The sequence below is a fragment of the Microbacterium sp. ZW T6_19 genome (assembly GCF_044987465.1).
GTDB classification, from domain to species: Bacteria; Actinomycetota; Actinomycetes; order Actinomycetales; family Microbacteriaceae; genus Microbacterium; species Microbacterium natoriense_A.
On the sequence record NZ_JBJDRH010000002.1, the window covers coordinates 161,689 to 186,683 of the forward strand.

General features: G+C 68.4%; 23 protein-coding genes. 21 read left to right on the top strand and 2 right to left on the bottom strand.

The genetic code is table 11. The features are described from left to right. The first annotated feature begins 41 nt into the window (after positions 1 to 41). The 5 genes from aroC to ACI3KT_RS03225 are packed head-to-tail and all read left to right on the top strand — an operon-like array spanning position 42 to position 3,816. Positions 42 to 1,271 carry a chorismate synthase gene (gene aroC, locus ACI3KT_RS03205; protein ID WP_292910878.1) on the top strand — a complete coding sequence of 410 codons (1,230 nt, stop codon included), beginning with the start codon at positions 42 to 44 and terminating at the stop codon, positions 1,269 to 1,271. Next, positions 1,255 to 1,773, top strand: coding sequence for a shikimate kinase (locus tag ACI3KT_RS03210; RefSeq protein ID WP_404902539.1), 519 nt, complete (start codon positions 1,255 to 1,257; stop codon positions 1,771 to 1,773). The genes aroC and ACI3KT_RS03210 overlap by 17 nt, the downstream gene beginning before the upstream one ends. Continuing rightward, positions 1,770 to 2,858, top strand: coding sequence for a 3-dehydroquinate synthase (gene aroB, locus ACI3KT_RS03215; RefSeq protein WP_404902541.1), 1,089 nt, complete (start codon positions 1,770 to 1,772; stop codon positions 2,856 to 2,858). Before ACI3KT_RS03210 ends, aroB begins: the two co-directional genes overlap by 4 nt. Further along, positions 2,855 to 3,379, top strand: coding sequence for a GNAT family N-acetyltransferase (locus tag ACI3KT_RS03220; protein ID WP_404902543.1), 525 nt, complete (start codon positions 2,855 to 2,857; stop codon positions 3,377 to 3,379). The genes aroB and ACI3KT_RS03220 overlap by 4 nt, the downstream gene beginning before the upstream one ends. Continuing rightward, positions 3,376 to 3,816 (top strand): type II 3-dehydroquinate dehydratase, encoded by a 441-nt coding sequence (locus tag ACI3KT_RS03225; RefSeq protein ID WP_404902544.1) that lies wholly within the window; start codon positions 3,376 to 3,378, stop codon positions 3,814 to 3,816. Before ACI3KT_RS03220 ends, ACI3KT_RS03225 begins: the two co-directional genes overlap by 4 nt. A 13-nt stretch (positions 3,817 to 3,829) precedes the next feature. On the opposite strand, the gene ACI3KT_RS03230 is transcribed toward ACI3KT_RS03225, so the two are convergent. Beyond that, on the bottom strand, positions 3,830 to 4,144 hold the full coding sequence (locus tag ACI3KT_RS03230; protein ID WP_404902546.1) for a hypothetical protein: 315 nt from the start codon (positions 4,142 to 4,144) through the stop codon (positions 3,830 to 3,832). A gap of 202 nt (positions 4,145 to 4,346) precedes the next feature. Here ACI3KT_RS03230 and ACI3KT_RS03235 point away from each other — a divergent pair, with 202 nt between their 5' ends. The 4 genes from ACI3KT_RS03235 (at position 4,347) to ACI3KT_RS03250 (ending at position 9,137) form a co-directional block, all read left to right on the top strand. Next, a complete protein-coding gene (locus ACI3KT_RS03235; protein ID WP_404902548.1) occupies positions 4,347 to 4,700 on the top strand; it encodes a hypothetical protein in 354 nt (117 codons plus the stop codon). A gap of 111 nt (positions 4,701 to 4,811) precedes the next feature. After that, positions 4,812 to 5,372: an elongation factor P gene (efp, locus tag ACI3KT_RS03240; protein ID WP_292911173.1), complete on the top strand. Its 561-nt coding sequence runs from the start codon at positions 4,812 to 4,814 to the stop codon at positions 5,370 to 5,372. Positions 5,373 to 5,375: 3 nt separating this feature from the next. Next, complete coding sequence (gene nusB / locus ACI3KT_RS03245; RefSeq protein ID WP_292911171.1) at positions 5,376 to 5,786, top strand: transcription antitermination factor NusB; 411 nt, start codon at positions 5,376 to 5,378, stop codon at positions 5,784 to 5,786. A 57-nt stretch (positions 5,787 to 5,843) separates the two neighbouring features. Then, complete coding sequence (locus ACI3KT_RS03250) at positions 5,844 to 9,137, top strand: SNF2-related protein (protein WP_404902549.1); 3,294 nt, start codon at positions 5,844 to 5,846, stop codon at positions 9,135 to 9,137. On the opposite strand, the gene ACI3KT_RS03255 is transcribed toward ACI3KT_RS03250, so the two are convergent. Continuing rightward, positions 9,134 to 10,051 carry a DUF4349 domain-containing protein gene (locus ACI3KT_RS03255; protein ID WP_404902551.1) on the bottom strand — a complete coding sequence of 306 codons (918 nt, stop codon included), beginning with the start codon at positions 10,049 to 10,051 and terminating at the stop codon, positions 9,134 to 9,136. The genes ACI3KT_RS03250 and ACI3KT_RS03255 overlap by 4 nt on opposite strands. Before the next feature lie 162 nt (positions 10,052 to 10,213). Here ACI3KT_RS03255 and ACI3KT_RS03260 point away from each other — a divergent pair, with 162 nt between their 5' ends. From ACI3KT_RS03260 to ACI3KT_RS03315, 12 genes are all read left to right on the top strand, one after another. Then, positions 10,214 to 11,800, top strand: coding sequence for a Rieske 2Fe-2S domain-containing protein (locus ACI3KT_RS03260; RefSeq protein ID WP_292911165.1), 1,587 nt, complete (start codon positions 10,214 to 10,216; stop codon positions 11,798 to 11,800). A gap of 82 nt (positions 11,801 to 11,882) precedes the next feature. Next, complete coding sequence (gene pyrR / locus ACI3KT_RS03265) at positions 11,883 to 12,413, top strand: bifunctional pyr operon transcriptional regulator/uracil phosphoribosyltransferase PyrR (protein ID WP_292911163.1); 531 nt, start codon at positions 11,883 to 11,885, stop codon at positions 12,411 to 12,413. Next, the gene (locus tag ACI3KT_RS03270; protein WP_404902553.1) at positions 12,410 to 13,375 is read left to right on the top strand and encodes an aspartate carbamoyltransferase catalytic subunit; all 966 of its coding nucleotides are present in this window, start codon (positions 12,410 to 12,412) and stop codon (positions 13,373 to 13,375) included. The genes pyrR and ACI3KT_RS03270 overlap by 4 nt, the downstream gene beginning before the upstream one ends. After that, entirely contained in the window at positions 13,372 to 14,700 is a 1,329-nt protein-coding gene (locus tag ACI3KT_RS03275; protein WP_404902555.1) for a dihydroorotase, read from the top strand. Before ACI3KT_RS03270 ends, ACI3KT_RS03275 begins: the two co-directional genes overlap by 4 nt. Next, a complete protein-coding gene (locus ACI3KT_RS03280) occupies positions 14,697 to 15,206 on the top strand; it encodes a hypothetical protein (RefSeq protein WP_404902557.1) in 510 nt (169 codons plus the stop codon). The genes ACI3KT_RS03275 and ACI3KT_RS03280 overlap by 4 nt, the downstream gene beginning before the upstream one ends. Next, positions 15,203 to 16,342, top strand: coding sequence for a glutamine-hydrolyzing carbamoyl-phosphate synthase small subunit (gene carA / locus ACI3KT_RS03285; protein WP_307296942.1), 1,140 nt, complete (start codon positions 15,203 to 15,205; stop codon positions 16,340 to 16,342). The genes ACI3KT_RS03280 and carA overlap by 4 nt, the downstream gene beginning before the upstream one ends. Next, positions 16,342 to 19,635 (top strand): carbamoyl-phosphate synthase large subunit, encoded by a 3,294-nt coding sequence (gene carB / locus ACI3KT_RS03290; protein WP_404902559.1) that lies wholly within the window; start codon positions 16,342 to 16,344, stop codon positions 19,633 to 19,635. Before carA ends, carB begins: the two co-directional genes overlap by 1 nt. Continuing rightward, a complete protein-coding gene (gene pyrF / locus ACI3KT_RS03295; protein ID WP_404902561.1) occupies positions 19,632 to 20,474 on the top strand; it encodes an orotidine-5'-phosphate decarboxylase in 843 nt (280 codons plus the stop codon). The genes carB and pyrF overlap by 4 nt, the downstream gene beginning before the upstream one ends. Next, positions 20,467 to 21,375, top strand: a complete 909-nt coding sequence (gmk, locus tag ACI3KT_RS03300) for a guanylate kinase (RefSeq protein ID WP_404902563.1) — start codon at positions 20,467 to 20,469, stop codon at positions 21,373 to 21,375. Before pyrF ends, gmk begins: the two co-directional genes overlap by 8 nt. A gap of 110 nt (positions 21,376 to 21,485) precedes the next feature. Next, positions 21,486 to 21,743: a DNA-directed RNA polymerase subunit omega gene (gene rpoZ, locus ACI3KT_RS03305; RefSeq protein ID WP_045258544.1), complete on the top strand. Its 258-nt coding sequence runs from the start codon at positions 21,486 to 21,488 to the stop codon at positions 21,741 to 21,743. 85 nt (positions 21,744 to 21,828) lie between these two features. Further along, positions 21,829 to 23,022 carry a methionine adenosyltransferase gene (gene metK, locus ACI3KT_RS03310; protein ID WP_292909798.1) on the top strand — a complete coding sequence of 398 codons (1,194 nt, stop codon included), beginning with the start codon at positions 21,829 to 21,831 and terminating at the stop codon, positions 23,020 to 23,022. Continuing rightward, positions 23,022 to 24,980, top strand: a complete 1,959-nt coding sequence (locus ACI3KT_RS03315; protein WP_404902564.1) for a primosomal protein N' — start codon at positions 23,022 to 23,024, stop codon at positions 24,978 to 24,980. The genes metK and ACI3KT_RS03315 overlap by 1 nt, the downstream gene beginning before the upstream one ends. The last annotated feature ends 15 nt before the right edge of the window (positions 24,981 to 24,995 follow it).

Here is a 24,995-nt window from a genome sequence, read left to right on the forward strand (position 1 = left end):
CGCGGGACGAGACACGTCCGAACGCGTGGGAGACTAGAGCAATGCTCCGCGTGCTCACGGCCGGCGAATCGCACGGTCCAGAACTCATTGCCGTCATGGAGGGCCTTCCCTCCGGCGTTCCGGTGTCTTCCGTGGCCATTCAGGCCGATCTCGAGCGCCGCAAGCTCGGCTACGGCCGCGGCTCGCGCATGAAGTTCGAGCAGGACGAGCTCACGATCTCTGGCGGCGTACGCCACGGCAAGACCCTGGGCAGTCCGATCGCCCTGCGGATCGGCAACACCGAGTGGCCGAAGTGGATCGAGGTCATGAACCCCGAGCCTGTCGAGCTCACCGACAAGTCCCGAGGTCGCAGCGCCCCGCTGACGCGTCCGCGCCCGGGGCACGCCGACCTGGTCGGCATGCAGAAGTACGACTTCGACGAGGCACGGCCGATACTCGAGCGCGCGAGCGCGCGAGAGACCGCCGCCCGTGTCGCTCTCGGCGCGATCGCCCGCGCCTTCCTCGGCGAGCTGGGCATCCGCCTCGTCAGCCACACGCTCTCGATCGGCCCCGTCCAGGTCCCCTACGGCTCGCCGGTGCCGACGCCCGATGACGTCGACGCGCTCGACGCCGATCCGCTGCGCTGCTTCGACCCGGCCACGTCTGCTCTGATGGTCGCCGAGGTCGACGACGCGAAGAAGGACGGCGACACGCTCGGCGGCATCGTCGAGGTGCTCGCCTACGGCCTGCCCCCGGGGCTCGGCTCCCACGTGCAGTGGGATCGGCGCCTCGACGCGCGTCTCGCGCAGGCGCTGATGAGCATCCAGGCGATCAAGGGCGTCGAGGTCGGAGACGGCTTCGAGACCACGCGTCGCCGCGGATCCGCCGCGCACGACGAGCTGTTCGCCACCGATGACGGCATCACGCGCGGCTCGGACCGTGCGGGTGGCACCGAGGGCGGAATGTCGACGGGCACGGTGCTGCGGGTCCGCGCCGGCATGAAGCCCATCGCCACCATCCCGCACGCCTTGCGCACGATCGACGTCTCCACCGGCGAAGACGCCACAGCGCATCACCAGCGCTCCGACGTGTGCGCGGTGCCCGCCGCGGGCGTGGTCGCCGAGGCCATGGTCGCGATCGAGCTGGCGAACGCCGTGCTCGAGAAGTTCGGCGGCGACAGCGTCCGCGAGACCCGCCGCAATCTCGAGAGCTACCTCGAGGCCATCCCGGCCGAGCTGCGCACTGCTCCGGCTTCCGAGGCGGCGCTCATCGCGCATGACGAGCGAGCCTGATCAGCTGACGCTGGTGCTGGTCGGCCCCATGGGGGCCGGCAAGACCAGCGTCGGCCGACGCGTGGCGCGAAGACTCGGTGTGGCATTCATCGACACCGACAAGCGGATCGCGCGGGAGCACGGACCGATTCCCGCCATCTTCGCCCAGCACGGTGAGAAGCACTTCCGCGAGCTCGAACGCGAGGCGGTCAGCGCCGCACTCGACGAAGGCGGCGTGGTGTCGCTCGGCGGCGGCGCGGTGACGGATGCCGGAACGCGCGCGCTCCTGCGGGCGCATCCGGTCGTCTACCTGACGGTGACGCCCGACGCCGTCGCGGAACGCATCACCGGCAGCGGTCGCCCGCTGCTCGCCGGCGAGGATCCGCTCGCACGGTGGACGGAGATCTTCGCGCAACGGCGCGACCTGTACGACGAGGTGGCCACGGTGACCTTCGACACGTCCCGCCGCCCGATGCAGCGGATCGCGGAGGAGATCGCGGCATGGAGGAGAGAACAACGATGAGCACGACCACGATCACCGTGACCGGTACCGATCCCTACGACATCATGATCGGTCGCGGCATCCTCGACCGCGTCTCGGCCGCGCTCGCGCCGACGGTGCGCAAGGTGCTCGTCGTGCACCCGCCGACGCTCGCCGCGCGCGCCGCCGAGTTGCGCGATCGACTGCTCGCCGACACCGAGAACGGGCCGCGCGACGTGCTGCTGGCAGAGGTCCCCGATGCAGAGCAGGGCAAGCGCATCGAGGTCGCCGCGTTCTGCTGGCAGGTCATGGGCCAGGCCGACTTCACCCGCACCGACGCCGTGATCGGCTACGGCGGGGGAGCGGTGACCGACCTCGCCGGCTTCGTCGCCGCCACATGGCTGCGCGGCGTGCAGCTCGTCCAGGTGCCGACAACCGTGCTCGGACTCGTAGATGCCTCCGTGGGGGGCAAGACCGGCATCAACACCGCCGAGGGCAAGAACCTCGTGGGTGCGTTCTGGTCGCCGCGTGCCGTGATCGGCGATCTCGATGAACTCGGCAGCCTGAGCCCGAACGAGGCGACGGCCGGCTTCGCCGAGGTCGTCAAGGCCGGATTCATCTGGGCGCCGGAGATCCTCGACATCATCGAGGCCGATCCCGCACGAGCTGTCGATACGACGACTCCCGAGTTCCGTCGTGCTGTGGAACTCGCCATCGGCATGAAGGCAGAGGTCGTGTCCGACGACTTCCGTGAGGCCGGTCAGCGCGAGAACCTCAACTACGGCCACACCCTGGGTCACGCGATCGAGCACGCGGAACGGTACAAGTGGCGGCACGGCGCGGCGATCTCGGTCGGCATGATGTACGCCGCCGAGCTGTCGCGGCTCGCAGGGCGGCTGTCGGATGACTCGGCCGAACGCCACCGCAGCATCCTCGAATCCCTGGGCCTGCCCACGTCCTACCGGGCCGGTGCCTGGCCGCAGCTGCTCGCGACCATGCAGCGCGACAAGAAGAGCCGGGGCGGAATGCTGCGCTTCATCGTGCTCGACGAGATCGGCAAGCCGACCGTGCTGCAGGCGCCGGACGAGTCGCTGTTGTTCGCCGCATACCAGGAGATCGGCGCATGAGCATCGCCGTCCGGCGGATCGAGGCGGACGAGTGGCGCGAGGTCAAGGCGTTGCGGTTGCTCGCGCTGGCGGACCCCGCCGCGCCCATCGCCTTCCTCGATACGGTCGAGCGCGCGAGCGCTCAACCTGACGCGTTCTGGCAGGATCGGGCAGCGAACGCCGCCGGAGACGCGGCCGCGGCGCAGCTCGTCGCGGTGACGGACACCGGCGGATGGGTGGGGACCGTCACCGTGCTGCCGCATCGCGAGCGCCGCGACGCGGGCCTCATCGTCGGCGTGTTCGTCGCGGAGGGGCATCGCGGAGCCGGCGTCATCGACGCACTGCTCGACGCCGCCGCCGAATGGGCGCTCGGGCAGGGGCTGTCCGATCTCCTTCTCGAGGTGCACGTCGACAACGAGCGAGCCCAGTCGGTGTATGCCCGCTGCGGCTTCGTCCGTTCGGGTGAGATCGAGACTGCGGGATTCGGGCGCGAATGGGTCATGCGTCGCGCACTCGCTCCGACCGGTAGCGTGCAGGCATGACCGCTCTGCGTCGGCTCCTGCTCGTCAACGGCCCGAACCTGAACCTGCTCGGCACCCGTGAACCCGGGATCTACGGATCTGCGACGCTCGCCGATGTCGAGAGGATCGCCGCAGACACTGCCGCGGCCGCGGGATTCGATCTGCGCGCGATCCAGAGCAACCACGAGGGCGTGCTGATCGACGCGATCCACGCTGCACGTGAGGACTGCGCCGGCATCGTCATCAACCCCGGCGGGCTGACGCACACATCAGTGTCGCTGCGCGACGCGCTCACCGGGGTCGGGCTTCCCTTCGCGGAGGTGCACATCTCCGATGTCTACGCACGCGAGGAGTTCCGGCACTTCTCCTACCTGCACGACGTCGCCGCGGTGCGCGTGATCGGGCGAGGCGTCTACGGCTATGCGGACGCGGTGAGGGAGCTCGCCGCACTGGTCTGAATGCGCCGACGGCTCAGCCCGTCAGCGGCGCCCACACGATCGCCACGCAGATCAGCAGACCGATCAGCGTGACGAGCGTCATGCCGAGAAAGCACCCGGCGAGCGCACGCAGGCGCGGCGATCGCTCGGTCACCATCAGACGCACGGTCACCAGCGCGACGAGTCCCGAGACCAGGAGCGATGCGGTGACGAGTGCCACGGGGGCGGCGCTGCTGCCATCGGCCACGATCGCGATGAGAGGCACCAGGCTCACCGCGGTGAACAGCGCCGCCACGATGATCCAGATCGCGCCCGACGACGTGCGCAGCGCGGGCTGATCGGTGACCATGGTCGGATCCGGCGCGCGGGCGGCTCCGGTTCTCCGCCGGGCAGATGTCCTGCTGAACATGCACGCACCTCCTTGAACGGCTCAAAGATGAACCGCTCGTCGAGCGGCGTCAATGGGGTCGCTCGCACGAGTTCCGGAGGCTAGCGTTCTGTCAGCCGGTGCGTCGGCCGCGACGCCTCCCGGCGACGGAGAGGAGGCGCGCATGAGCGTGCGACTGAACAAGGAAGCACTCGAGCTGGCCCGCCGGCTGATCCGCGACGGGAACGTCGTGCGCGACGAGAGAGACGACTGGAGCGAGCACGCGCCCAGCACCGACGACGAGAACGCGTTCATCGACGAGCACGGCATGGACGAGTTCGCCAAGTGGCACCTCGGCGAGGAAACGGCGGAGACGGCCGGCACGAAGGGGCGGTGCAAGTTCCCCTACGGCGACTTTCGCCGGGTGCACCGCTGTGCGGTGATCTCGGGGGAGAGCCGAGCCGGGCAGTACGACCACGCATCGATCGAGAAGGCGCTCCGCGACCTGCTCGCGGAGATCGACGAGGGACGTTCCTGAGGTCGTGCTCGCCATGAACCGGTCATACCTGTGAGTCCTGTCCCGCTCATCCCGTAGAATCGACTGTCGGCTCCACCGAGCCCGCAGACTCAGGAACGGAACTCTCAGCGCATGGCATCTACCGCAGACATCAAGAACGGCGTCGTCCTCAGCATCGACGGACAGCTCTGGAACGTCATCGAGTTCCAGCACGTCAAGCCCGGCAAGGGCGGCGCATTCGTGCGGACCAAGCTGAAGAACGTCGTGTCTGGCAAGGTCGTCGACCGCACCTACAACGCGGGCGCGAAGATCGAGATCGAGAGTGTCGACCGCCGCGACTTCACCTACCTGTACGCAGACGGCGACGGCTTCGTGTTCATGGACAGCTCGGACTACGACCAGCTCACGGTGGGAGCCGCCACCGTCGGCGACGCGAAGAACTTCCTGCTCGAGAACCAGCAGGTCACGATCGCGCTGAACAACGGCAACCCGCTGTACATCGACCTGCCGGCATCCGTCATCCTCGAGGTGACCTACACCGAGCCCGGCCTGCAGGGCGACCGCTCTTCAGCCGGAACCAAGCCTGCGACCGTCGAGACCGGATACGAGATGCAGGTTCCCCTGTTCGTGGAGACCGGGACGAAGATCAAGGTCGACACTCGCACCGGCGAGTACCTCGGTCGCGAGAAGTAAGGCGTGGGCGCTCGGACGAAGGCGCGCAAGCGCGCACTCGACATCCTCTTCTCCGCCGATGTTCGCGGCGACGATGTGTCGGTGACCCTGGCGGCCGAGGCGAAGCGGGCGGCCAGCGAGCCCGCCCGCGAGGCCTCCTGGCTGTACGCGCGCGAGGTCGTCGACGGGATCATCGACCACCGCGACGAAGTGGATGAGCAGATCACGACGCACAGCCGCGATTGGAAGCTCGAGCGGATGCCTGCCGTCGATCGCGCCCTGCTGCGCATCGGAGTGTGGGAGATCCTCTACAACGACGAGGTCCCGACCGCTGTCGCGATCGATGAGGCGGTCGAGCTCGCCAAGGAGTTCTCGACCGACGATTCCGGAGCCTTCGTGCACGGCGTGCTGGCCCGCGTGGCACGCGCCGTCTGATCATCCCTCGTTCGGCACCGCTCCGATGATGTCGGATGCAGCGGGAAGGATATCGTCATGCCCGCGCCACATGTAGATCTTCGTGATCTGATGCAGATCACCGACGCGGGCGGGTATACGCGCGGACTCGCGTACTTCCGCGAAGGCAATGTGCTCGATCTCATCTGGCATGAGGATCGGCAGGAGCTCGAGGCGTACGTCAAGGGCAGCGCGGGAGCGCAGTACCTGAGCGAGGTCACGTTCATCTCGTCGAGCGGCAAGAGACGAGTGCGTTCGACTCGGTGCACGTGCCCGGTGGGATCGGCGTGCAAGCACGTGGTCGCCGCTCTGCTCGCCTCGAACGTGCACGAGTACAACCAGCAGGCCGGGGTGGCCTCCACGGCGCACACGTCCGAGCCCGCGCTTCCGGCCCCCGCACCCGCGGCACCCTCATGGCGTGCTCTCACCGGGCCGACATCCGCCGAGCATTTCCAGCCGCTCGGCCTCGGAGTCGAGCTCCGCCATCGAGAGCCGAGGGGCGACAATCACTGGGCCCCTCGCGCGGTGCGGCCCGCCACCCCGCGCGACCTCGCGAAGCCGACCGGCGATCTGCAGCTCGCGATCCGTCCGCTGATGCGCAGCCAGCAGACCGGAGCCTGGATCCAGGGGCACGCCGGGTGGGACACGGTGCGGCGGGATGCGGCGAGGTTCGGCCGTGCGCAGAGCCGATGGTTCGGCGACCTGCTGAGCATCTCGCGCGATTCGCTGCTCTCGGGCAATGCCGGCGAGTGGCTCGTGCTCGACCAGATCGAATCGACCCTGCTGTGGGCGCATCTCCGAGCGGGCGCGGCTCTCGGCATCCCTCTGATCAGCGCGCACAAGAGCGCCTCGGTGCGGCTGGCAGACGCGGCGGAGATCACGGCGTCCATCATCCGCGACGACGACGGCGCTCTGTCGATCTCGGCGGAGATCACGATCGACGGTCAGGACGTGTCAGCGGCGGAGGTTCATCCGGTCGGGCACAGCGGCGTCTACGCGGCGACCCTGCGCGGGAGCACGATGGAGATCGCCCTCGTCGAGCATGCCCTGTCGGCGCCCGTGCACACCCTGCTCTCGGCGCGACAGGCGATCGCTGTGCCCGCTGCCGATGAGAAGGCCTTCGTGGCCGATGCCTATCCGCTGCTCGCGAGGAGCGTGCTGGTGCGCACTCGCGGCCCGGTCGAGCTTCCCGACGTCCCCGCACCCCGGCCGCAGCTCACGGTCGCCTTCGAACGCGGAGACGTGGTCAGCTACGCCTTCCGGTGGAGCTACCGGGGCTTCGGGACCGTCCCCTTCGAATGGACGGGAGCCGCAGTACGCGACGCGGATGCGGAAGCGGCGAAGCGTGCGGAGCTCGAGGCGGTCTGGCAGGATCACAGCACCACACGGTTCCGAGCATCCGGATCGTTCCACGACATCGACGCCGCTGCGTTCGTCGCGCACGTCGTCCCCGCCTTCGAGGCGGTGGGCGTGGTCGTCGAGACCACCGGGACGCGCAAGGAGTATCGCGAGCTCACCGGCGACCCGGAGGTCAAGGTCTCCACCCTCGAGTCCACCGACGCCGACTGGTTCGACCTCGGCATCATCGTCACGATCGACGGTCGCAACATCCCCTTCGGCCCCCTGTTCACGGCGCTGAGCAAGGGCAAGAAGAAGCTGCTGCTCGTCGACGGCAGCTACTTCTCGCTCGCGCATCCGGCTCTCGACCGTCTCCGTGAGCTGATCGACGAGGCAGGCGAGCTCGACGAGTGGGAGACCGGCCCGCGCATCAGCCGCTACCAGACAGATCTCTGGGAGGAGTTCGAAGACCTCGCCGACGAGTCGGAATCGGCGGTGAGCTGGCGCTCGATGGCAGACGGGCTGCGCCAGGCGACGGGTGTTCCGCCGACCACGCTGCCACGAGGACTGCACGCGGACCTGCGGCCGTATCAGAAGACCGGCTTCGACTGGCTCGCGTTCCTGTGGCGGCATCGGCTCGGCGGCATCCTCGCTGACGACATGGGTCTCGGCAAGACGCTGCAGCTGCTCAGCTTCGTGCAGCACACGCGTGAGGCGGGGGAGAAGCGGCCGTTCCTCGTGCTGGCGCCGACCTCGGTGCTCAGCACTTGGCGCTCGGAATCGGCCCGGTTCACGCCCGGCCTGCGGGTCGTGCTCGTCGAGAGCACCAGCGGCAAGAGGTCCGGGCGACTCGCGGATGCCGCGGCATCCGCCGACATCGTGGTGAGCTCGTACACCGTGGCGCGTCTCGACGAGAAGGAGTTCGGAACGGTCGAGTGGGCGGGGCTCATCCTCGACGAGGCGCAGTTCGTCAAGAACCCGAAGACGAAGCTGCATCGGGCGATCTCCACGTTCCGCGCCGACGTGACCTATGCCGTCACCGGCACGCCGATGGAGAACAGCCTCTCCGAGCTGTGGTCGCTCCTGAAGCTCGCCGCCCCCGGACTGTTCCCCTCGGCCAGGAAGTTCCGCGATCGCTACATCCAGCCCATCGAGAAGGGCAAGGTCCCCGAGAACGAGGAGGGCGGCGAGTACCGCCAGCGTCGGCTGTCGCAGCTGCGTCGCCGCATCCGCCCCCTCATGCTCAGGCGCACCAAAGAACTCGTGGCCGCCGACCTGCCGCCCAAGCAGGAGCAGCTGCTCGAGGTGGAGCTGAGCCCCGCGCACCGCGCCCTCTACGACGTCGTCCTGCAGCGGGAGCGGCAGAAGGTTCTCGGTCTCATCGACGATCTCGACAAGAACCGGTTCATCGTGTTCCGCTCGCTCACGCTGCTGCGCATGCTGAGCCTGGCGCCCGGCCTCATCGACGAGAACGATGCGGAGATCGGCTCGAGCAAGCTCGACACGCTGCTCGAACGCGTGATGGAGCTGCAGGCGGAGGGGCACAGGGCGCTGGTGTTCAGCCAATTCACGTCGTTCCTCGATCTCGCTGCAGCGCGACTCGACGAGGCCGGCATCCCGTACGCGCATCTCGACGGCTCGACCCGTCGCCGCCAGGACGTCATCGACGGCTTCAAGGCGGGCGAGCAGCCGGTGTTCCTCATCAGTCTCAAGGCCGGAGGGTTCGGTCTGACCCTCACCGAGGCCGACTACGTCTTCCTGCTTGACCCGTGGTGGAATCCTGCCGCAGAAGCTCAGGCGATCGACCGGACGCATCGCATCGGCCAGACCAGCCAGGTGTTCGTCTACCGCATGATCTCGGCCGGCACGATCGAGGAGAAGGTGCTCGAGCTGCAGCAGCGCAAGGCGCGCTTGTTCACGGCGGTGATGGATGACGACGAACTGTTCGCCCAGTCCCTGACTGCTGAAGACATCCGCGGCTTGTTCGAGGACTAGCGCGGCCCCGTGACCTGCTCCGGCGCCGGCATCTGCTCCGGCGCCGGGAAGAGGGCGGCGTCGAGCACCGGCTGCGGCGGCTGCGGCCGCATGGACTGACGCCTGCGGGCGCGGATCGTCAGCAGCGTGGCGCCGACCGCGATCGCCGCGAACAGCACGAGCCAAGGAAGAGCCACGCCGAGGGCGATCAGCACCGCGCTCCAGAAGGCGACGAAGCCGTTCCAGCCGACGAGCAGCGCCTCGCCGAAGTCGTCCGGCGCCGTCTTGACCGGCACGTACTCCGACATGAGGCTCAGCGTGATCGTGGACATGGCGACCTGGTCATCGAGCGCGCGGGCCTGTGCCTCCAGACCCTCCAGCTCGGTCTGCCGTTCGGCGATCGCCGATTCCAGCTCGATGAGGTCGGAGGTCGCCGAGGCCGTTCCCAGCCATTCGTTGTAGCGCGCGATCGATGCCCGGAGCGTCGTGATCCGGGCATCGAGGTCCCGCTGCGTGCCGCCCACCTCTGCGGAGTCCAACGTGGTCTCCTTCACGGTGCCGAGACTTGCGAGCTCGCTGCGCACGTCTTCGAGGGCGTCGGCGGGGATGCGCAGGGTGATGTCGGCGGATGCCTGGCTGCCGTCTTCGGCTGCATGCTCCGTGCGCGCGCTCACGCGGCCGCCGGCATCCGTCACGATCACCGTCGCCGCACCCGCGGCGTCGATCGGATCCTCTGCGACGATCGAGATGCGCCCGGTGATCACGACCGCGGTATCCGGCTCGCCGGGATCGGCCTCGGCGGGGACGTCCTGCGCCGGGGCCTGCCCGGCGTTCTGGACCGAACCGCCGCCGGACGATGCCGCGCAGCCGGCGAGGCCGAAGGCGCCGAGCGAGACGAGGACGAGTACTGCGAGGACCCTCCGTGTCATGTTCATGCGGGCAGGCTATGGGGCGAAGTCCGCATGGACGCCGTGAGATCGGTCACGAACCGGTCAGGGTTGCGTAACGACTGCGCAACGAGGTTAGTCACGGCCCGTCTCCGGTGGTGCCCAGGAGGCCGCCGGTAGACTCGATGGGTCCACTTCGAGAGGAATGCAATGCGGATCACGGGACTCGGCCACGCGGGAATGTTCATCGAGACGGTCGGTGGCAACATCATCTGCGACCCCGTGCTCGGCCCCTCCTTCTTCGGCTCCTGGTTCCCGTTCCCCGACAATCGGGGTCTCGACTGGGAGAGGTTCGGACGCGAGGCCGACTTCCTCTACATCTCGCACCGGCACCGCGATCACTTCGACCCGCGACTGCTCGAGCAGTACATCCGCAAGGACATCGAGGTTCTGCTTCCGGAGTACCCGACCGACGATCTCGAGAAGGACATCCGTGCTCTCGGGTACACGAACATCACCTACGCCCCGGCTGGTGAGATCATCCAGCGCGGCGAGCTGAAGCTCATGATCACGCCGCTGCGCGCGCCCAGCGACGGGCCGATCGGCGACTCGTCGCTGAGCGTCGACGACGGCACCGGTTCCGTGCTGAACCAGAACGACTCGCACCCGCTCGATCTCGACCGGCTCATGCACTTCGGCAAGCCCGACGCGTACTTCACTCAGGTGTCCGGAGCCATCTGGTGGCCGATGGTCTACGACCTGCCGCTCGACGCCAAGCAGAACTTCGCACAGCTCAAGCGCGACGCGCAGAACAAACGCGCGATGTACTACATCGAGAAGGTCGATGCCGCGCACGTCTTCCCGATGGCGGGGCCGCCCATGTTCCTCCGAGACGACCTGTTCGATTTCAACGGCGTGGGCCGCAACGGCGAGTCGATCTTCACCGATCAGAAGCAGTTCCTCGCGCACATGAAGGAGCTCGCGCCGCAGTACGACGGGCGGCTCTTCATCCCCGGCACTGTGGTGACTGTGGCCGGCGGCGAGGTCACCACGCAGCAGTCGCTGTACTCGGATGCCGAGATCGCGCACATCTTCGACGAGAAGTGGGACTATCTCGAGGAGCAGCGGGCGAGCCGTCAGCAGGAGCTCCGCGACGAGGAGGCCACGCGCGCCGAGATCATCCCGCCCGCGGAGATGCTCGAGTCCATCAAGACCTGGTGGGAGCCGCTGCTGAAGAAGTCGCGCACGATCCGTCTCGGTGTCGGCGGCAACGTCCGCTTCAGAATCGGCGATCTCGACATGGTCGTCGATTTCCCCCGCGCCAAAGTCCGCGAGTACGCCGGCGAGGAGTGCATCTACTGGTACACGATCCCCGCCGACCTCGTGTCGACCAACATCCGCGACCACGAGATCGACTGGTCGAACTCGATCTTCCTGTCCATGCAGTTCCAGGTGGGCCGCAGCGGCAAGTTCAACGAGTTCCTCACGACCTTCCTCAAGTGCCTCTCGGTCGACCGCATCGAGTACGTCGAGAACTGGTACCAGGAGCAGACGGACCAGACCGAAGACGCGGAGATCGGCGACTGGATCGTTCAGCGTCGCTGTCCGCACCTGCGCGCCGACCTCACCAAGACCGGCAAGGTCGACGAGGACGGCGTCCTGACGTGCAGCATGCACGACTGGAAGTGGGATCTCAAGACCGGTCGGTGCCTCTCGACGTCCGGTCACCCGATCCGCTCTTCGCGGATCATCGAGACCGGCAGGATCGCCGACGAGGACCTTCAGCCGACGTCGTGAACCCGCCTCGAGCGACCCGATAGACTGGGAACACCGAAGCAACCTTTAACACCGTCCAGAGAGGCGGAGAAGGGAGCGGCTGATGAGCGCACGTACCGTGCTGCACGAAGCCGATGTGGCGCGGGCGCTGACCCGCATCGCGCACGAGATCCTCGAGTCGAATCGAGGCGCCGAGAACCTCGTCCTGCTGGGCATTCCGACCCGCGGAGTCACTCTCGCCCGCCGTCTGGCCGTTCTGATCAGCGAGATCGCGCAGACGTCTGTTCCCTCCGGGGCGCTGGACGTCACGCTGTTCCGCGACGATCTGGCCAAGCACCCGACCCGCTCGCCGCATCCCACTGACATCCCCGCCGGGGGCGTCGACGGCAAGACCGTCGTCCTGGTCGACGACGTGCTCTTCTCCGGGCGCAGCATCCGCGCCGCTCTCGACGCGCTGCAGTCGATCGGGCGCCCCGCCATCGTCCGCCTCGCGATCCTCATCGACCGCGGGCACCGCGAACTGCCGATCCGCCCCGACTTCATCGGCAAGAACATCCCGTCGGCCCGCAGCGAGCGCGTCAACGTCCGTCTCTTCGAAGACGACGGCGCGGAGGGGGTGACGATCGAAGCATGAGACATCTTCTCGACACCCGGACGCTCGACCGGAGCACCGCTCTGCGGATCCTCGACATCGCCGAGGACATGTCCGACACGCAGTCGCGCGAGGTCAAGAAGCTCCCCACGCTGCGCGGCAAGACCGTCGTCAACCTCTTCTTCGAGGACTCGACGCGCACGCGCATCTCCTTCGAAGCCGCCGCGAAGCGGCTCTCCGCAGACGTCATCAACTTCGCGGCCAAGGGCTCAAGCGTCTCCAAGGGCGAGAGCCTGAAAGACACGGCGCAGACCCTGGAAGCCATCGGAGCGGACGCGGTCGTCGTGCGGCATCCCTCGTCCGGCGCTCCCCAGACGCTCGCCACAAGTGGCTGGATCTCGGCCGGCGTGGTGAACGCCGGCGACGGAACACACGAGCATCCGACACAGGCTCTGCTGGACGCCTACACGATCCGCAAGCGGCGCTTCGGAGCCGACAGCCGAGGCCGCGACCTCAGCGGCGTCCGCGTCGTGATCGTCGGGGACGTCCTGCATTCCCGGGTCGCGCGCTCCAACGTCTGGCTTCTCACGACACTCGGCGCTCAGGTGACCCTGGTGTCGCCGCCCACACTCGTTCCTCAGAACGTGTCGTTGTGGCCGGTGCGGGTGCTCTACGACCTCGACCAGGCACTGGCCGAGGGGCCGGACGCCGTCATGATGCTCCGCATTCAGCTCGAACGCATGAACGCCGCGTATTTCCCCACTGAGCGGGAGTATTCACGTCGATGGGGGCTGGACGCATTGCGCGTCGACGGGCTGCCGGACGGTAGCATTGTGATGCACCCCGGGCCGATGAACCGGGGCCTGGAGATCTCCTCCGAAGCCGCCGACTCCGCACGCTCGACCGTGCTCGAACAGGTGACGAACGGGGTGTCCATCCGCATGGCGGTGCTGTACCTGCTCCTTGCAGGAGAACGAGACGAAGAACGAGGGGGAGACCAGTGAGCGAGACCCTCGTCATCACCGGCGCACAGCTTCTCGGTGCCGAGAGCGCCGACATCATCGTGCACGACGGCGTGATCGCCGAGATCGGCTCCGGTCTCAGCAGAGCGGGAGCCCGCGTCATCGACGCGAACGGCCTGGTCGCCCTTCCGGGGCTCGTCGATCTGCACACCCACCTGCGTGAGCCGGGGTACGAGGCGTCCGAGACGATCCTCACCGGCACGAAGGCCGCGGCGTCCGGCGGGTTCACGGCAGTGTTCGCGATGCCCAACACGTCGCCGGTGGCCGACACCGCCGGGGTCGTGGAGCAGGAGCTCGCACTCGGCGAGGCGGCCGGCTACGCCACCGTCCAGCCCATCGGCGCCGTCACGGTCGGACAGAAGGGCGAGCGTCTCGCAGAGCTCGGAGCCATGGCGACATCCCGCGCCCAGGTGCGGGTGTTCAGCGACGACGGCTTCTGCGTCTTCGATCCGCTGATCATGCGCCGCGCGCTGGAGTACGTGAAGTCCTTCGGCGGCGTCATCGCCCAGCACGCGCAGGACCCCAGGCTCACCGAGGGCGCGCAGATGAACGAGGGAACGGTCTCCGCCGAGCTCGGGCTCGCAGGCTGGCCGGCCGTGGCCGAGGAGTCGATCATCGCCCGCGACGTCCTGCTCGCCGAGCATGTCGGCTCGCGCCTGCACGTGTGCCACCTGTCTACTGCAGGTTCGGTCGACATCATCCGCTGGGCCAAGAAGCGCGGCATCGACGTGACTGCCGAGGTCACCCCGCATCATCTGCTGCTCACCGAGGAGCTGGTTCGCGGCTACGACGCGCGGTACAAGGTCAACCCGCCGCTGCGCCGTGAGGAAGACGTGATCGCGGTGCGCGAAGGCCTCGCCGACGGCACCATCGACATCGTCGCGACCGACCACGCACCGCACCCGAGCGAGCACAAGGCCTGCGAGTGGCAGGCGGCAGCGAACGGCATGGTCGGGCTCGAGAGCGCGCTGCGCGTCGTGCACCAGTCGATGGTGCAGACGGGCCTGATCGGCTGGGCGGACGTCGCCAGGGTGATGAGCGCCGCACCGGCGCGCATCGGACGCCTGTCGGGCCACGGCACGCCGCTCGAGATCGGGCAGCCGGCGCACATCGCGCTGTACGACGCCTCGGTCGCCGGTGTGTTCACCGAGGCCGACCTGCATGGCCGCAGCGCGAACTCGCCGTACCTCGGTCGCGACCTGCCTGGCCGCGTGCAGTACACGCTGCACGGCGGCGTGCTGACCGTCGACGACGGAGCGGTCGTGGCCGAGCTCGGCGTGACGAGCGAACGGGGCGGGTCGAAGTGACGCGCGAATTCGCGATCGGAGCCATGATCGCGCTGGCAGCCCTCGTGCTGCTCGCGATGCTTCTCGCCTGGCGCGCCAGGGTGCGACGGGACTCTGCGCTCACGGCGCCGCTCGGCGTCCCGGAGCACGCCGAGGTCGTCCATCGGCACGAGGTGCTGTACGTGTCGACCACGAAGCACGACCAGCCGCTCGAACGACTGGCGATCTCGCCGCTCGCATACCGGGCCAGGGGAGAGGCTGCCGTGACCGACCGGGGCCTCGCGCTCTGCCTCGACGGCGCGCCCACTGTGTTCCTCGCCTCCTCGCGCCTCGTGGGAGTCGACCGCGCCACGGTCACGATCGACAAGGTCGTCGAACCGGGCGGACTCGTGCGCATCGTCTGGAGCGCCTCCGACGACACGGTCGTCGACTCGTACATCCGGATCGCCGACGGCGATCCGCAGAACTTCATCGCAGAACTGCGGCGGCTCGTACCCGCCGCCGACGACACAGGAGCCACGTCATGACCTTCGATAAGGCAGTCCTCGTCCTGGAAGACGGAACCCGCCATGTCGGCCGCGCCTACGGCGCCCTCGGCACGACTCTTGGAGAGGTCGTCTTCGCAACCGGCATGTCCGGCTATCAGGAGACGCTGACCGACCCGTCCTACGCCGGACAGATCGTCCTGCAGACGGCGCCGCACATCGGCAACACCGGCATGAACGACGAAGACCCCGAATCCCGACGCATCTGGGTCGCCGGCTACATCGTGCGCGACCCCTCGCGCGTCGTGTCCAACTGGCGCGCCAACGCCTCGCTCGACGAGATCCTCGTGCAGGACGGCGTGGTGGGCATCAGCGGCATCGACACACGCTCGATCACCCGTCACATCCGCTCGGCCGGATCCATGCGCGGCGGCATCTTCTCGGGGGAGGCGGCGGCGACGGATGCCGATGAGCAGCTGCGCATCGTCCGGGACGCGCCGGAGATGGCGGGTCAGAACCTGTCGGCGCAGGTCTCCGTCGAGGTCGCGACCGTCACGACCGCGATCGGTGAGAAGATCGGCAACCTCGCCGTCCTCGACCTCGGCGTGAAGCAGGCCACGATCGACAACCTCGCCGCGCGCGGTTTCGAGGTGCACGTGCTCCCGCAGTCCTCGACCTTCGCCGATATCACGGCGATCGACCCGGTGGCCGTGTTCTACTCGAACGGTCCCGGCGACCCCTCGGCATCCGATGCCCAGGTCGCGGTGCTCCGCGAGGTCCTCGATGCTGAACTGCCCTACTTCGGCATCTGCTTCGGCAATCAGCTCTTCGGCCGCGCTCTCGGGCTCGGCACGTACAAGCTCACGTTCGGTCACCGCGGCATCAACCAGCCCGTGCTCGACAAGTCCACCGGACGCGTCGAGATCACGTCGCACAACCACGGCTTCGCCGTCGAGGCGCCGCTCGACGGCCCGTTCGAGAGTCCGAACGGCTACGGCCAGGTCGAAGTGAGCCACATCGGTCTCAACGACCAGGTGGTCGAGGGCCTTCGCGCGCTCGACATCCCCGCCTTCTCGGTGCAGTACCACCCCGAGGCCGCCGCGGGTCCCCACGATGCCAACTACCTCTTCGACCGGTTCCGCGACCTGGTCATCGCAAGCCAGAAGGACGCCAAGTAATGCCCAAGCGCGACGACATCTCCTCCGTCCTCGTCATCGGCTCCGGCCCGATCGTCATCGGTCAGGCCTGCGAGTTCGACTACTCCGGCACCCAGGCGTGCCGGGTCCTCCGCGAAGAGGGCGTCCGGGTGATCCTGGTCAACTCCAACCCCGCCACGATCATGACCGACCCCGACTTCGCCGATGCCACCTACATCGAGCCGATCACCTGGCAGGTCATCGAGACCATCATCGCGAAGGAGCGTCCTGACGCCATCCTTCCGACCCTGGGCGGGCAGACCGCCCTGAACGCCGCGATCGAGCTGCACAACCACGGCATCCTCGAGAAGTACGACGTCGAGCTGATCGGCGCGAGCTTCGAGGCTATCAACAAGGGCGAGGACCGCCAGATCTTCAAGCAGCTCGTGCTCGATGCCGGTGCTGACGTCGCCCGCAGCATCATCGCGCACACGATGGACGACCTGCTCGAGGGTGCAGCCGAACTGGGCTACCCGCTCGTCGTGCGTCCCTCGTTCACGATGGGCGGTCTCGGTTCGGGCTTCGCGTACGACGAAGAAGACCTCCGCCGTATCGGCGGCGCCGGTCTGCGCGATTCTCCGACCACCGAGGTGCTCCTGGAGGAGTCGATCCTCGGATGGAAGGAATACGAGCTCGAGCTCATGCGCGACACGGCCGACAACACGGTCGTCGTCTGCTCGATCGAGAACGTCGACCCCGTCGGCGTGCACACGGGCGATTCGATCACCGTCGCCCCGGCGCTGACGCTCACCGACCGTGAGTACCAGAAGCTCCGCGACATCGGCATCGACATCATCCGCGCCGTCGGCGTCGACACCGGTGGCTGCAACATCCAGTTCGCGGTCGACCCCTCGAACGGCCGCATCATCGTGATCGAGATGAATCCGCGGGTCTCGCGCTCGAGCGCCCTCGCCTCGAAGGCGACCGGCTTCCCGATCGCGAAGCTCGCGGCCAAGCTCGCGCTCGGCTACCGCCTCGACGAGATCCCCAATGACATCACGGGGGTCACTCCGGCGAGCTTCGAGCCCACGCTCGACTATGTCGTGGTGAAGGTCCCGCGATTCGCCTTCGAGAAGTTCCCGGCTGCCGACGCCACCCTGACGACCACCATGAAGTCGGTCGGCGAGGCCATGGCGATCGGCCGCAACTACGCCACGGCGCTGCAGAAGGCCCTGCGCTCTCTGGAGAAGCGCGGCTCGAGCTTCCACTGGGGTCGTGAGGACCGCTCGATGGAGCAGCTTCTGGAGATCTCGAAGATCCCGACCGACGGCCGCATCGTCACGCTGCAGCAGGCGCTGCGCAAGGGCGCGACCATCGAGCAGGCATTCGAGGCGACCGCGATCGACCCGTGGTTCATCGACCAGATCGTGCTGATCAACGAGGTCGCCGAGACGGTCCGCACGGCGGCCGAGTTCGATGCCGAGACGATCCGCTACGCCAAGGAGCACGGATTCTCCGATGCGCAGCTCGCCGAGCTGCGCGGGATCTCGGAGCCGGAGGTCCGCGGCATCCGGCATGGCCTCGGCATCCGCCCCGTCTACAAGACGGTCGACACGTGCGCGGGCGAGTTCCCGGCCCTCACGCCGTACCACTACTCGAGCTACGACTTCGAGACCGAGGTCGCGCCGTCTGACCGTACGAAGGTCGTCATCATCGGGTCCGGCCCGAACCGCATCGGCCAGGGCGTCGAGTTCGACTACTCCTGCGTGCACGCCTCGTTCGCGCTGTCGGATGCCGGCTTCGAGACCGTCATGGTCAACTGCAACCCAGAGACCGTGTCGACCGACTACGACACCTCCGACCGTCTGTACTTCGAGCCGCTGACGCTCGAAGACGTTCTCGAGGTGCTCGACGCCGAGGCCGCGAGCGGCACGATCCTCGGCGTCGTCTGCCAGCTGGGCGGCCAGACCCCCCTGGGCCTGGCGAAGGGCATCGAGGCTGCGGGCTACGCCGTGCTCGGAACGAGTCCCGCGGCGATCGACCTGGCCGAGGAGCGCGAGCTCTTCTCGCGTCTGCTCGACGAGGCCGGACTCGTCGCACCGCGCAGCGGCACGGCGATCGACGTCGACGGCGCCGTCCGCATCGCCGAGGAGATCGGCTACCCGGTGCTCGTGCGCCCGAGCTTCGTGCTCGGCGGACGCGGCATGGAGATCGTGTACGGCACCGACGCTCTGCGCGACTACTTCGTGCGCACGGCGGGCGAGGTCATCATCGAAGAGGGCAAGCCGCTTCTGGTCGACCGCTTCCTCGACGACGCGATCGAACTCGACGTCGACGCGCTGTACGACGGCACCGATCTCTTCATCGGCGGAGTCATGGAGCACCTCGAGGAGGCCGGCATCCACTCCGGTGACTCCAGCTGCACCCTGCCGCCGGTGTCCCTCGGGCGCACCGACGTCGACCGCGTGCGCGAGGCCACCCTCGCGATCGCGAAGGGGGTCGGCGTTCGGGGTCTGCTGAACGTGCAGTTCGCGATCAGCGCCGGCGTGCTCTACGTGATCGAGGCCAACCCGCGCGCGAGCCGCACGGTGCCTTTCGTCTCGAAGGCCCTCGGCATCCCGATGGCCAAGGCCGCGAGCCGCATCATGGTCGGCGCCACGATCGCCGAGCTGCGTGCCGAGGGCATGCTGCCCGAGCAGGACGGTTCGCGCGTGCCGCTCGGTGCACCGGTCTCGGTCAAGGAGGCCGTGCTGCCGTTCAAGCGGTTCCGCACCGCCGACGGCAAGACCGTCGACTCGATCCTCGGCCCGGAGATGCGCTCGACCGGCGAGGTCATGGGCATCGACCGCGACTTCCCGACCGCGTTCGCGAAGAGCCAGGCCGCCGCCTACGGGGGCATGCCGACCTCGGGCACGGTGTTCATCTCGGTAGCCGACTCCGACAAGCGCGCCGTCATCCTCCCGGCGCACCGTCTGCAGCAGCTCGGCTTCACGATCGTCGCCACCGAGGGCACCGCCGAGATACTCTCTCGCAACGGCATCGCGGTGACGGTCGTCGAGAAGTACAGCGAGACGCAGGAATCGGGTGCGAAGAACGTCGTCGACCTCATCAACGAGGGCGCGATCGACATCGTCGTGAACACTCCGTCGGGCGGCGCCACGCGCGCCGACGGCTACGAGATCCGCGCGGCGGCGGTCGCCGCCGACAAGGCGCTGTTCACCACGATGGCCGTGCTCGGCGCCGCGGTGAGCGGTATGGACGCCGCCCACGAGGGCTTCGAGGTCCGCAGCCTGCAGGAGTACGCGGAGGACCGGAAGGCGATGGTGGGAGCGTGAGCTTCGGAGAACGGGCCAGGGCGGCTCTTGCCGCGCACGGTCCGCTGTGCGTCGGCATCGATCCCCACGCTGCGCTGCTCGACGCATGGAGTCTGCCGCAGAGCGGCGAGGGCGTTCGCGAATTCGGCCTCAGGACGGTGGACGCGGCCGCTGGGCGCGTCGCAGCGGTGAAGCCGCAGGTGTCGTTCTTCGAGCGCTTCGGCTCCGCCGGATACGTCGCCCTCGAGGAGGTGCTCGCGGCCGCCCGCGATGCCGATCTCCTCGTGATCGCCGACGCCAAACGGGGCGACATCGACACGACAATGGACGCCTACGCGGCAGCATGGTTCACTCCGGGCTCGCCGCTGGAGGCAGACGCGCTCACGGTCAATCCGTTCCTCGGCGTCGGCGTGCTCGACGGCGCCTTCGCTCTGGCATCGCGTCACGGCAAGGGCACCTTCGTCCTCGCCGCCACGAGCAATCCCGAAGCGGCGGCGATCCAGCGCGCCCGCACGGCGCAGGGGCCGACCGTGTCGGCATCCGTCGTCGCTGACGTGTCTGCGCGCAATACGGCGGACACGGCCGATGGCGAGTGGGGGAGCCACGGCTTCGTCGTGGGTGCGACCGTCGACTGGGCGGATGCCGGAATCGCGGAGTTCACTCCGCCGGCGCCCATCCTCGGCCCCGGCTTCGGCACCCAGGGCGCGGGACCCGCTGATCTGCGCACGCGGTACGGTCAGGCCGCACCCCAGGTGTTCGCCAGCGAGAGCCGGAGCATTCTGAAGGCCGGGGCGACGGGGATCGCGGATGCGATCGCCGGCGCCGCGGAGGCGTATCGGGAGGCGCTGCGGCATGGCTGAGAACCGTTCTGTTCCCGAGGTCGACCGCGCGGCGGCGGCACGGCGTGCTGTGGAACGCCGACGCGCCAGAGCCTCGCTCAAGCGCGACCTCACCATGCGCGTGGTCACCCCGCAGAAGGTGCTGGACCACGCGACCGCCGATGCCGAGTCGGTCGAAGGCTCGATGCGCATCACCGACTTCCTGCTGGCGCTACCCGCTATCGGAGCAGGCAAACGCGATCGGATCCTGTCCGAGCTGCAGATCTCGCCGGTCAAGCGCCTGGGCGGACTCGGCGTCCGCCAGCGCGCCGTGCTCCGGGGCTGGCTCGACAGCCGCTTCCCCGTGCTGGAGCCTCGTGGCGGCCGCAGCCGTCTGCTCGTGCTGGCCGGCCCCACGGCTGTCGGCAAGGGCACGGTCGCCGCGCACATCCGCGAGCACAACCCCGAGATCCATCTCTCCGTGTCGGCCACCACGCGCGCGCCGCGCCCGGGGGAGATCGACGGGGTGCACTACTACTTCGTCGACGACGCCGAGTTCGACCGGCTGATCGCCGACGGCGAGCTGCTCGAGTACGCGGTGGTGCACAACAAGTCCCGGTACGGCACTCCGCGCGCGCCGATCGACGCCGCGCTGTCCGAAGGCAAGACGGTTCTGCTCGAGATCGACCTCCAGGGCGCCAGGCAGGTGCGACGCGCGGAGCCCGCAGCCACGCTGATCTTCCTGCTGCCGCCGACGTGGGACGAACTCGTGCAGCGGCTGGTCGGCCGAGGCACCGAGAACGCGGAGGAACGGGCCCGCCGGCTCAAGACCGCGAAGGTCGAACTTGCGGCGCAGAACGAGTTCGATCACCTCATCGTGAACGAGGACGTCGCCACGGCCGCCGCGGAGGTCGTAGAATTGTCCCTAGGCTCTGCGCGCTGACACGTCGAACCGGGTCCCCGAACCATCTGGGTCCCTGAGCTTGTCGAAGGGTCGCGCGCCCATTGCACCGTCTTCGCGACGCACCCGTCGCCTGATCAGGAGGTCCCATCATGGCCGGACACCACAACAAGGGCATCATCGATCCCCCCATCGACAACCTGCTCGACCGCGTCGACTCGAAGTACGAACTCGTCATCTACGCCGCCAAGCGCGCCCGTCAGATCAACGACTACTACTCGGATCTGCACGAGGGCAACCTGTTCGACAACGTCGGTCCGCTCGTCGACTCGTCCGTCGAGGACAAGCCGCTCACGATCGCGCTGCACGAGATCAACGAGGACAAGCTCCGCCTTCGTCACGCAGAGTGATATTCGTGAACCGCACCTCTGACTCTGTCGGAGGTGCGGTTCACTATGTATGCGACCCCTTTTCCGATCCTGTTCTGGAGCCCTGATGAGCGCGCTGCGTCTGTTCACATCCGAGTCCGTCACCGAGGGCCACCCCGACAAGATCTGCGACCAGATCTCCGACAGCATCCTCGACGGGCTCATCGCGAAAGACCCCGGATCCCGTGTGGCGGTCGAGACGCTGGTCACGACGGGCCTCGTGCACGTCGCGGGAGAGATCCGCACGGAGGCCTACGTCGACATCCCGACGATCGTGCGCGACGTCGTGAACGGCATCGGCTACACATCCAGCGACACCGGCTTCGACGGGTCCTCGTGCGGAGTGAGCATCTCGGTCGGCGAGCAGTCCGGTGACATCGCGAGCGGCGTCGACAACGCGCAGGAGCATCGCGACGGCACGTCCACCGATCCGCTCGACGGCCTCGGCGCCGGCGACCAGGGCATCATGTTCGGCTTCGCCACCGATGAGACGCCACAGCTCATGCCGATGGCCGCATGGACGGCGCATCGCCTCGCCGAGCGCCTCACCGAGGTGCGCCGCTCCGGGGAGCTGCCGTTCCTGCGCCCCGACGGCAAGACTCAGGTCACGCTGGGCTACGACGGGTTCACGCCGAAGACGGTCGACGCCGTCGTTCTGTCCACGCAGCACCACCCAGACATCTCTCAGGACGAGCTCAAGGCACTGGTCCGCGCGCACGTGATCGAACCCGTGCTCGCGACGACCGGTCTCGATCTCGACGACGTCACCTTCTACATCAACCCCGCTGGTCCCTTCGTGACGGGCGGCCCGAAGGGCGACGCCGGGCTCACCGGACGCAAGATCATCATCGACACCTACGGCGGGGCGTCGCGTCATGGCGGCGGCGCGTTCAGCGGCAAGGATCCGTCGAAGGTCGACCGGTCAGGCGCCTACGCCATGCGCTGGGTCGCGAAGAACGCCGTCGCCGCGGGGCTCGCAGAGCGCCTCGAAGTGCAGGTCGCTTACGCGATCGGCGTCGCTCGACCGGTCGGCCTCTACGTCGAGACGTTCGGCACCGGAAAGGTGTCGGACGAGAAGATCACACGTGCGATCACGGACGTCTTCGACCTGCGTCCTCAGGCCATCATCGAGCAGCTCGACCTGTTGCGGCCTATCTACGCGCAGACCGCGGCGTACGGCCACTTCGGCCGCGATCTGCCGGACTTCACGTGGGAGCGCACCGACCGCGCTGAAGAGCTGCGGCGCGCCGCCGGACTCTGATGGAGAGCGAGAGCCGGCGCATCGCGCGCGTGCTCCTCGATTCGCCGCTGCCGCAACTCGACCGGCTCTTCGACTACGCACTGCCGTCTGAGCTCGGCGACGTGCCCCTGGGCGTGCGCGTGAAGGTGCCTCTGCGCACCGCGGGGCGTGTGATAGACGGCTACGTGGTCGATATCGGCAGCGAGGACGACGCAGACAGGCCGCTGTCGGAGGTCGACAGCGTGGTGTCGACGGTCGCCGTGCTGCCCGAGCGTCTGCACCGGCTGGCCCGGCGTGTGGCAGACCGCTCTGCCGGCTCAGCCTCCGACGTCCTGCGTCTGGTCATCCCGAAGAGGCAGGTGCGCGTCGAGAAGGCCTGGACGGCGGATGCCGACGCGGTGGTGCCCGATTCCTCTGCCCTCGAGACGGCGGAAGCGGTCGTCGGCGCCTATGAGGGACTCGGCGCCGTGCTCGATGAGCACGGCAGAGCCGCCGTCGAGGCGATCCCGCTTCCGCACGGCGAGGTGCAGGGGTGGGCTGCGCTGCTCGCTGCCGCTGCGACGCGCACGCTGGCCGCAGGCGAGTCGAGCATCCTCGTCGTGCCCGACCATCGCGACCTCGACCGCCTCCTGGCAGCTCTGGAAGAGGTGCTGCCTGCCGAGGCGATCGCGCGATACGACTCGCGTCAGTCGAATCCCGACCGGTACCGTTCCTTCCTGCGCAGCCTCGAGGATGCGCCGTGCGTCGTCGTCGGCAACCGCTCGGCGGTGTACGCGCCCGTGCGCGCGGGGCTGGTCGCGCTCTGGGACGATGGCGACCCACTGTTCGGCGAGCCGCTCGCGCCCTACGCGAACGCACGCGACGTCGCCCTCATCCGGCAGGAGCAGGAGGGATCTGCGCTCCTGTGCGTCGGTCACACTCGCACCACCGACGTCGAGCGTCTCGTCGCGCACGGCTGGCTGCAGGACGTCAGAGCCGCTCGGCGCGTGCTTCCGAGGGTCGTGCTCAGCACCCCGCAGGAGATGGACCAGCCGACGGCCCAGCGGATGCCGTCATCGGCTTTCCTGTCCGCTCGGAACGCGGCGGCCGAGGGGCCTGTTCTCGTACAGGTCTCGCGGCCCGGCTTCGCGCCGTCGCTCGTGTGCGCCGAGTGCCGTGCGCCTGCGCGATGCGCCCATTGCGGCGGTCCGCTCGGCGCGAAGCACCGCGGAGCTGTGCCGGTGTGCGGCTGGTGCGGCAGGGGAGCGCGGGCCTGGTCCTGTCCCTCATGCTCGTCGACGAAACTGCGACTGGCCTCTTCGGGCAGTGAACGCACGGCCGACGAACTGGGAAGGGCGTTCCCCGGTGTGCGCGTGATCGTCGCTGACAGCGCGCACCCCGTCGAGCACGTATCCGACAAGCCGGCACTGGTCGTGGCCACTCGCGGCGCAGAGCCTCTGGCGGAGGGCGGCTATCGCGCAGTGGTGCTGCTCGACGGGCCGCGGATGCTGCAGGCTCCCGATCTGCGCATCGGCGAGTCGTGCCTGCGATGGTGGTCCAACGCCGCGGCTCTCGCGGCACCGGGAGCACCCGTTCATCTCGTCGGGGTCGACGGGGGAGTCGCTCGCGCTCTCGCGACCTGGAACCAGTCCGGCTACGCCCGTGCCGAGCTCGCAGAGCGCGCTCCTCTCCACATGCCGCCGGCCGCGCGGGTCGCGCTTCTCGAGGGCACCCAGGTGGCCGTCGCTCGCGCGCTCGACGGGCTCGCCGACATCGGGCTGCCCAAGGAGGCGGTGCTCGGACCCGTGCCTGTCGAGTCCGACGACGTGCCACCGAGGGTCAGGGCCCTCGTGCGGTTCGACTACGGTGCCGGAACCCGCGTCGCCGCGGCCCTCCGAGCAGCAGTCGTCGCCGAGGCGGTCGCGGCGCGCCGCGGCAAGGGGCGCACAGCGCGCATCGCGCTCTCAGTGCGTCTCGATATCCTCGATCCAGAACTCTGATCCCTTTCCGGAGAA

Bases quoted from the DNA above. Each gene is read 5' to 3' on its own strand.
- aroB (WP_404902541.1), top strand. From the start codon at position 1,770: ATGAGCACGACCACGATCACCGTGACCGGTACCGATCCCTACGACATC.
- ACI3KT_RS03260 (WP_292911165.1), top strand. From the start codon at position 10,214: ATGCGGATCACGGGACTCGGCCACGCGGGAATGTTCATCGAGACGGTC.
- ACI3KT_RS03210 (WP_404902539.1), top strand. From the start codon at position 1,255: ATGACGAGCGAGCCTGATCAGCTGACGCTGGTGCTGGTCGGCCCCATG.
- ACI3KT_RS03220 (WP_404902543.1), top strand. From the start codon at position 2,855: ATGAGCATCGCCGTCCGGCGGATCGAGGCGGACGAGTGGCGCGAGGTC.
- ACI3KT_RS03230 (WP_404902546.1), bottom strand. From the start codon at position 4,144: ATGGTCACCGATCAGCCCGCGCTGCGCACGTCGTCGGGCGCGATCTGG.
- ACI3KT_RS03235 (WP_404902548.1), top strand. From the start codon at position 4,347: ATGAGCGTGCGACTGAACAAGGAAGCACTCGAGCTGGCCCGCCGGCTG.
- rpoZ (WP_045258544.1), top strand. From the start codon at position 21,486: ATGGCCGGACACCACAACAAGGGCATCATCGATCCCCCCATCGACAAC.
- efp (WP_292911173.1), top strand. From the start codon at position 4,812: ATGGCATCTACCGCAGACATCAAGAACGGCGTCGTCCTCAGCATCGAC.
- ACI3KT_RS03250 (WP_404902549.1), top strand. From the start codon at position 5,844: ATGCCCGCGCCACATGTAGATCTTCGTGATCTGATGCAGATCACCGAC.
- carA (WP_307296942.1), top strand. From the start codon at position 15,203: ATGACCTTCGATAAGGCAGTCCTCGTCCTGGAAGACGGAACCCGCCAT.
- metK (WP_292909798.1), top strand. From the start codon at position 21,829: ATGAGCGCGCTGCGTCTGTTCACATCCGAGTCCGTCACCGAGGGCCAC.
- gmk (WP_404902563.1), top strand. From the start codon at position 20,467: ATGGCTGAGAACCGTTCTGTTCCCGAGGTCGACCGCGCGGCGGCGGCA.
- ACI3KT_RS03270 (WP_404902553.1), top strand. From the start codon at position 12,410: ATGAGACATCTTCTCGACACCCGGACGCTCGACCGGAGCACCGCTCTG.
- aroC (WP_292910878.1), top strand. From the start codon at position 42: ATGCTCCGCGTGCTCACGGCCGGCGAATCGCACGGTCCAGAACTCATT.
- ACI3KT_RS03225 (WP_404902544.1), top strand. From the start codon at position 3,376: ATGACCGCTCTGCGTCGGCTCCTGCTCGTCAACGGCCCGAACCTGAAC.
- ACI3KT_RS03315 (WP_404902564.1), top strand. From the start codon at position 23,022: ATGGAGAGCGAGAGCCGGCGCATCGCGCGCGTGCTCCTCGATTCGCCG.
- carB (WP_404902559.1), top strand. From the start codon at position 16,342: ATGCCCAAGCGCGACGACATCTCCTCCGTCCTCGTCATCGGCTCCGGC.
- ACI3KT_RS03255 (WP_404902551.1), bottom strand. From the start codon at position 10,051: ATGAACATGACACGGAGGGTCCTCGCAGTACTCGTCCTCGTCTCGCTC.
- pyrR (WP_292911163.1), top strand. From the start codon at position 11,883: ATGAGCGCACGTACCGTGCTGCACGAAGCCGATGTGGCGCGGGCGCTG.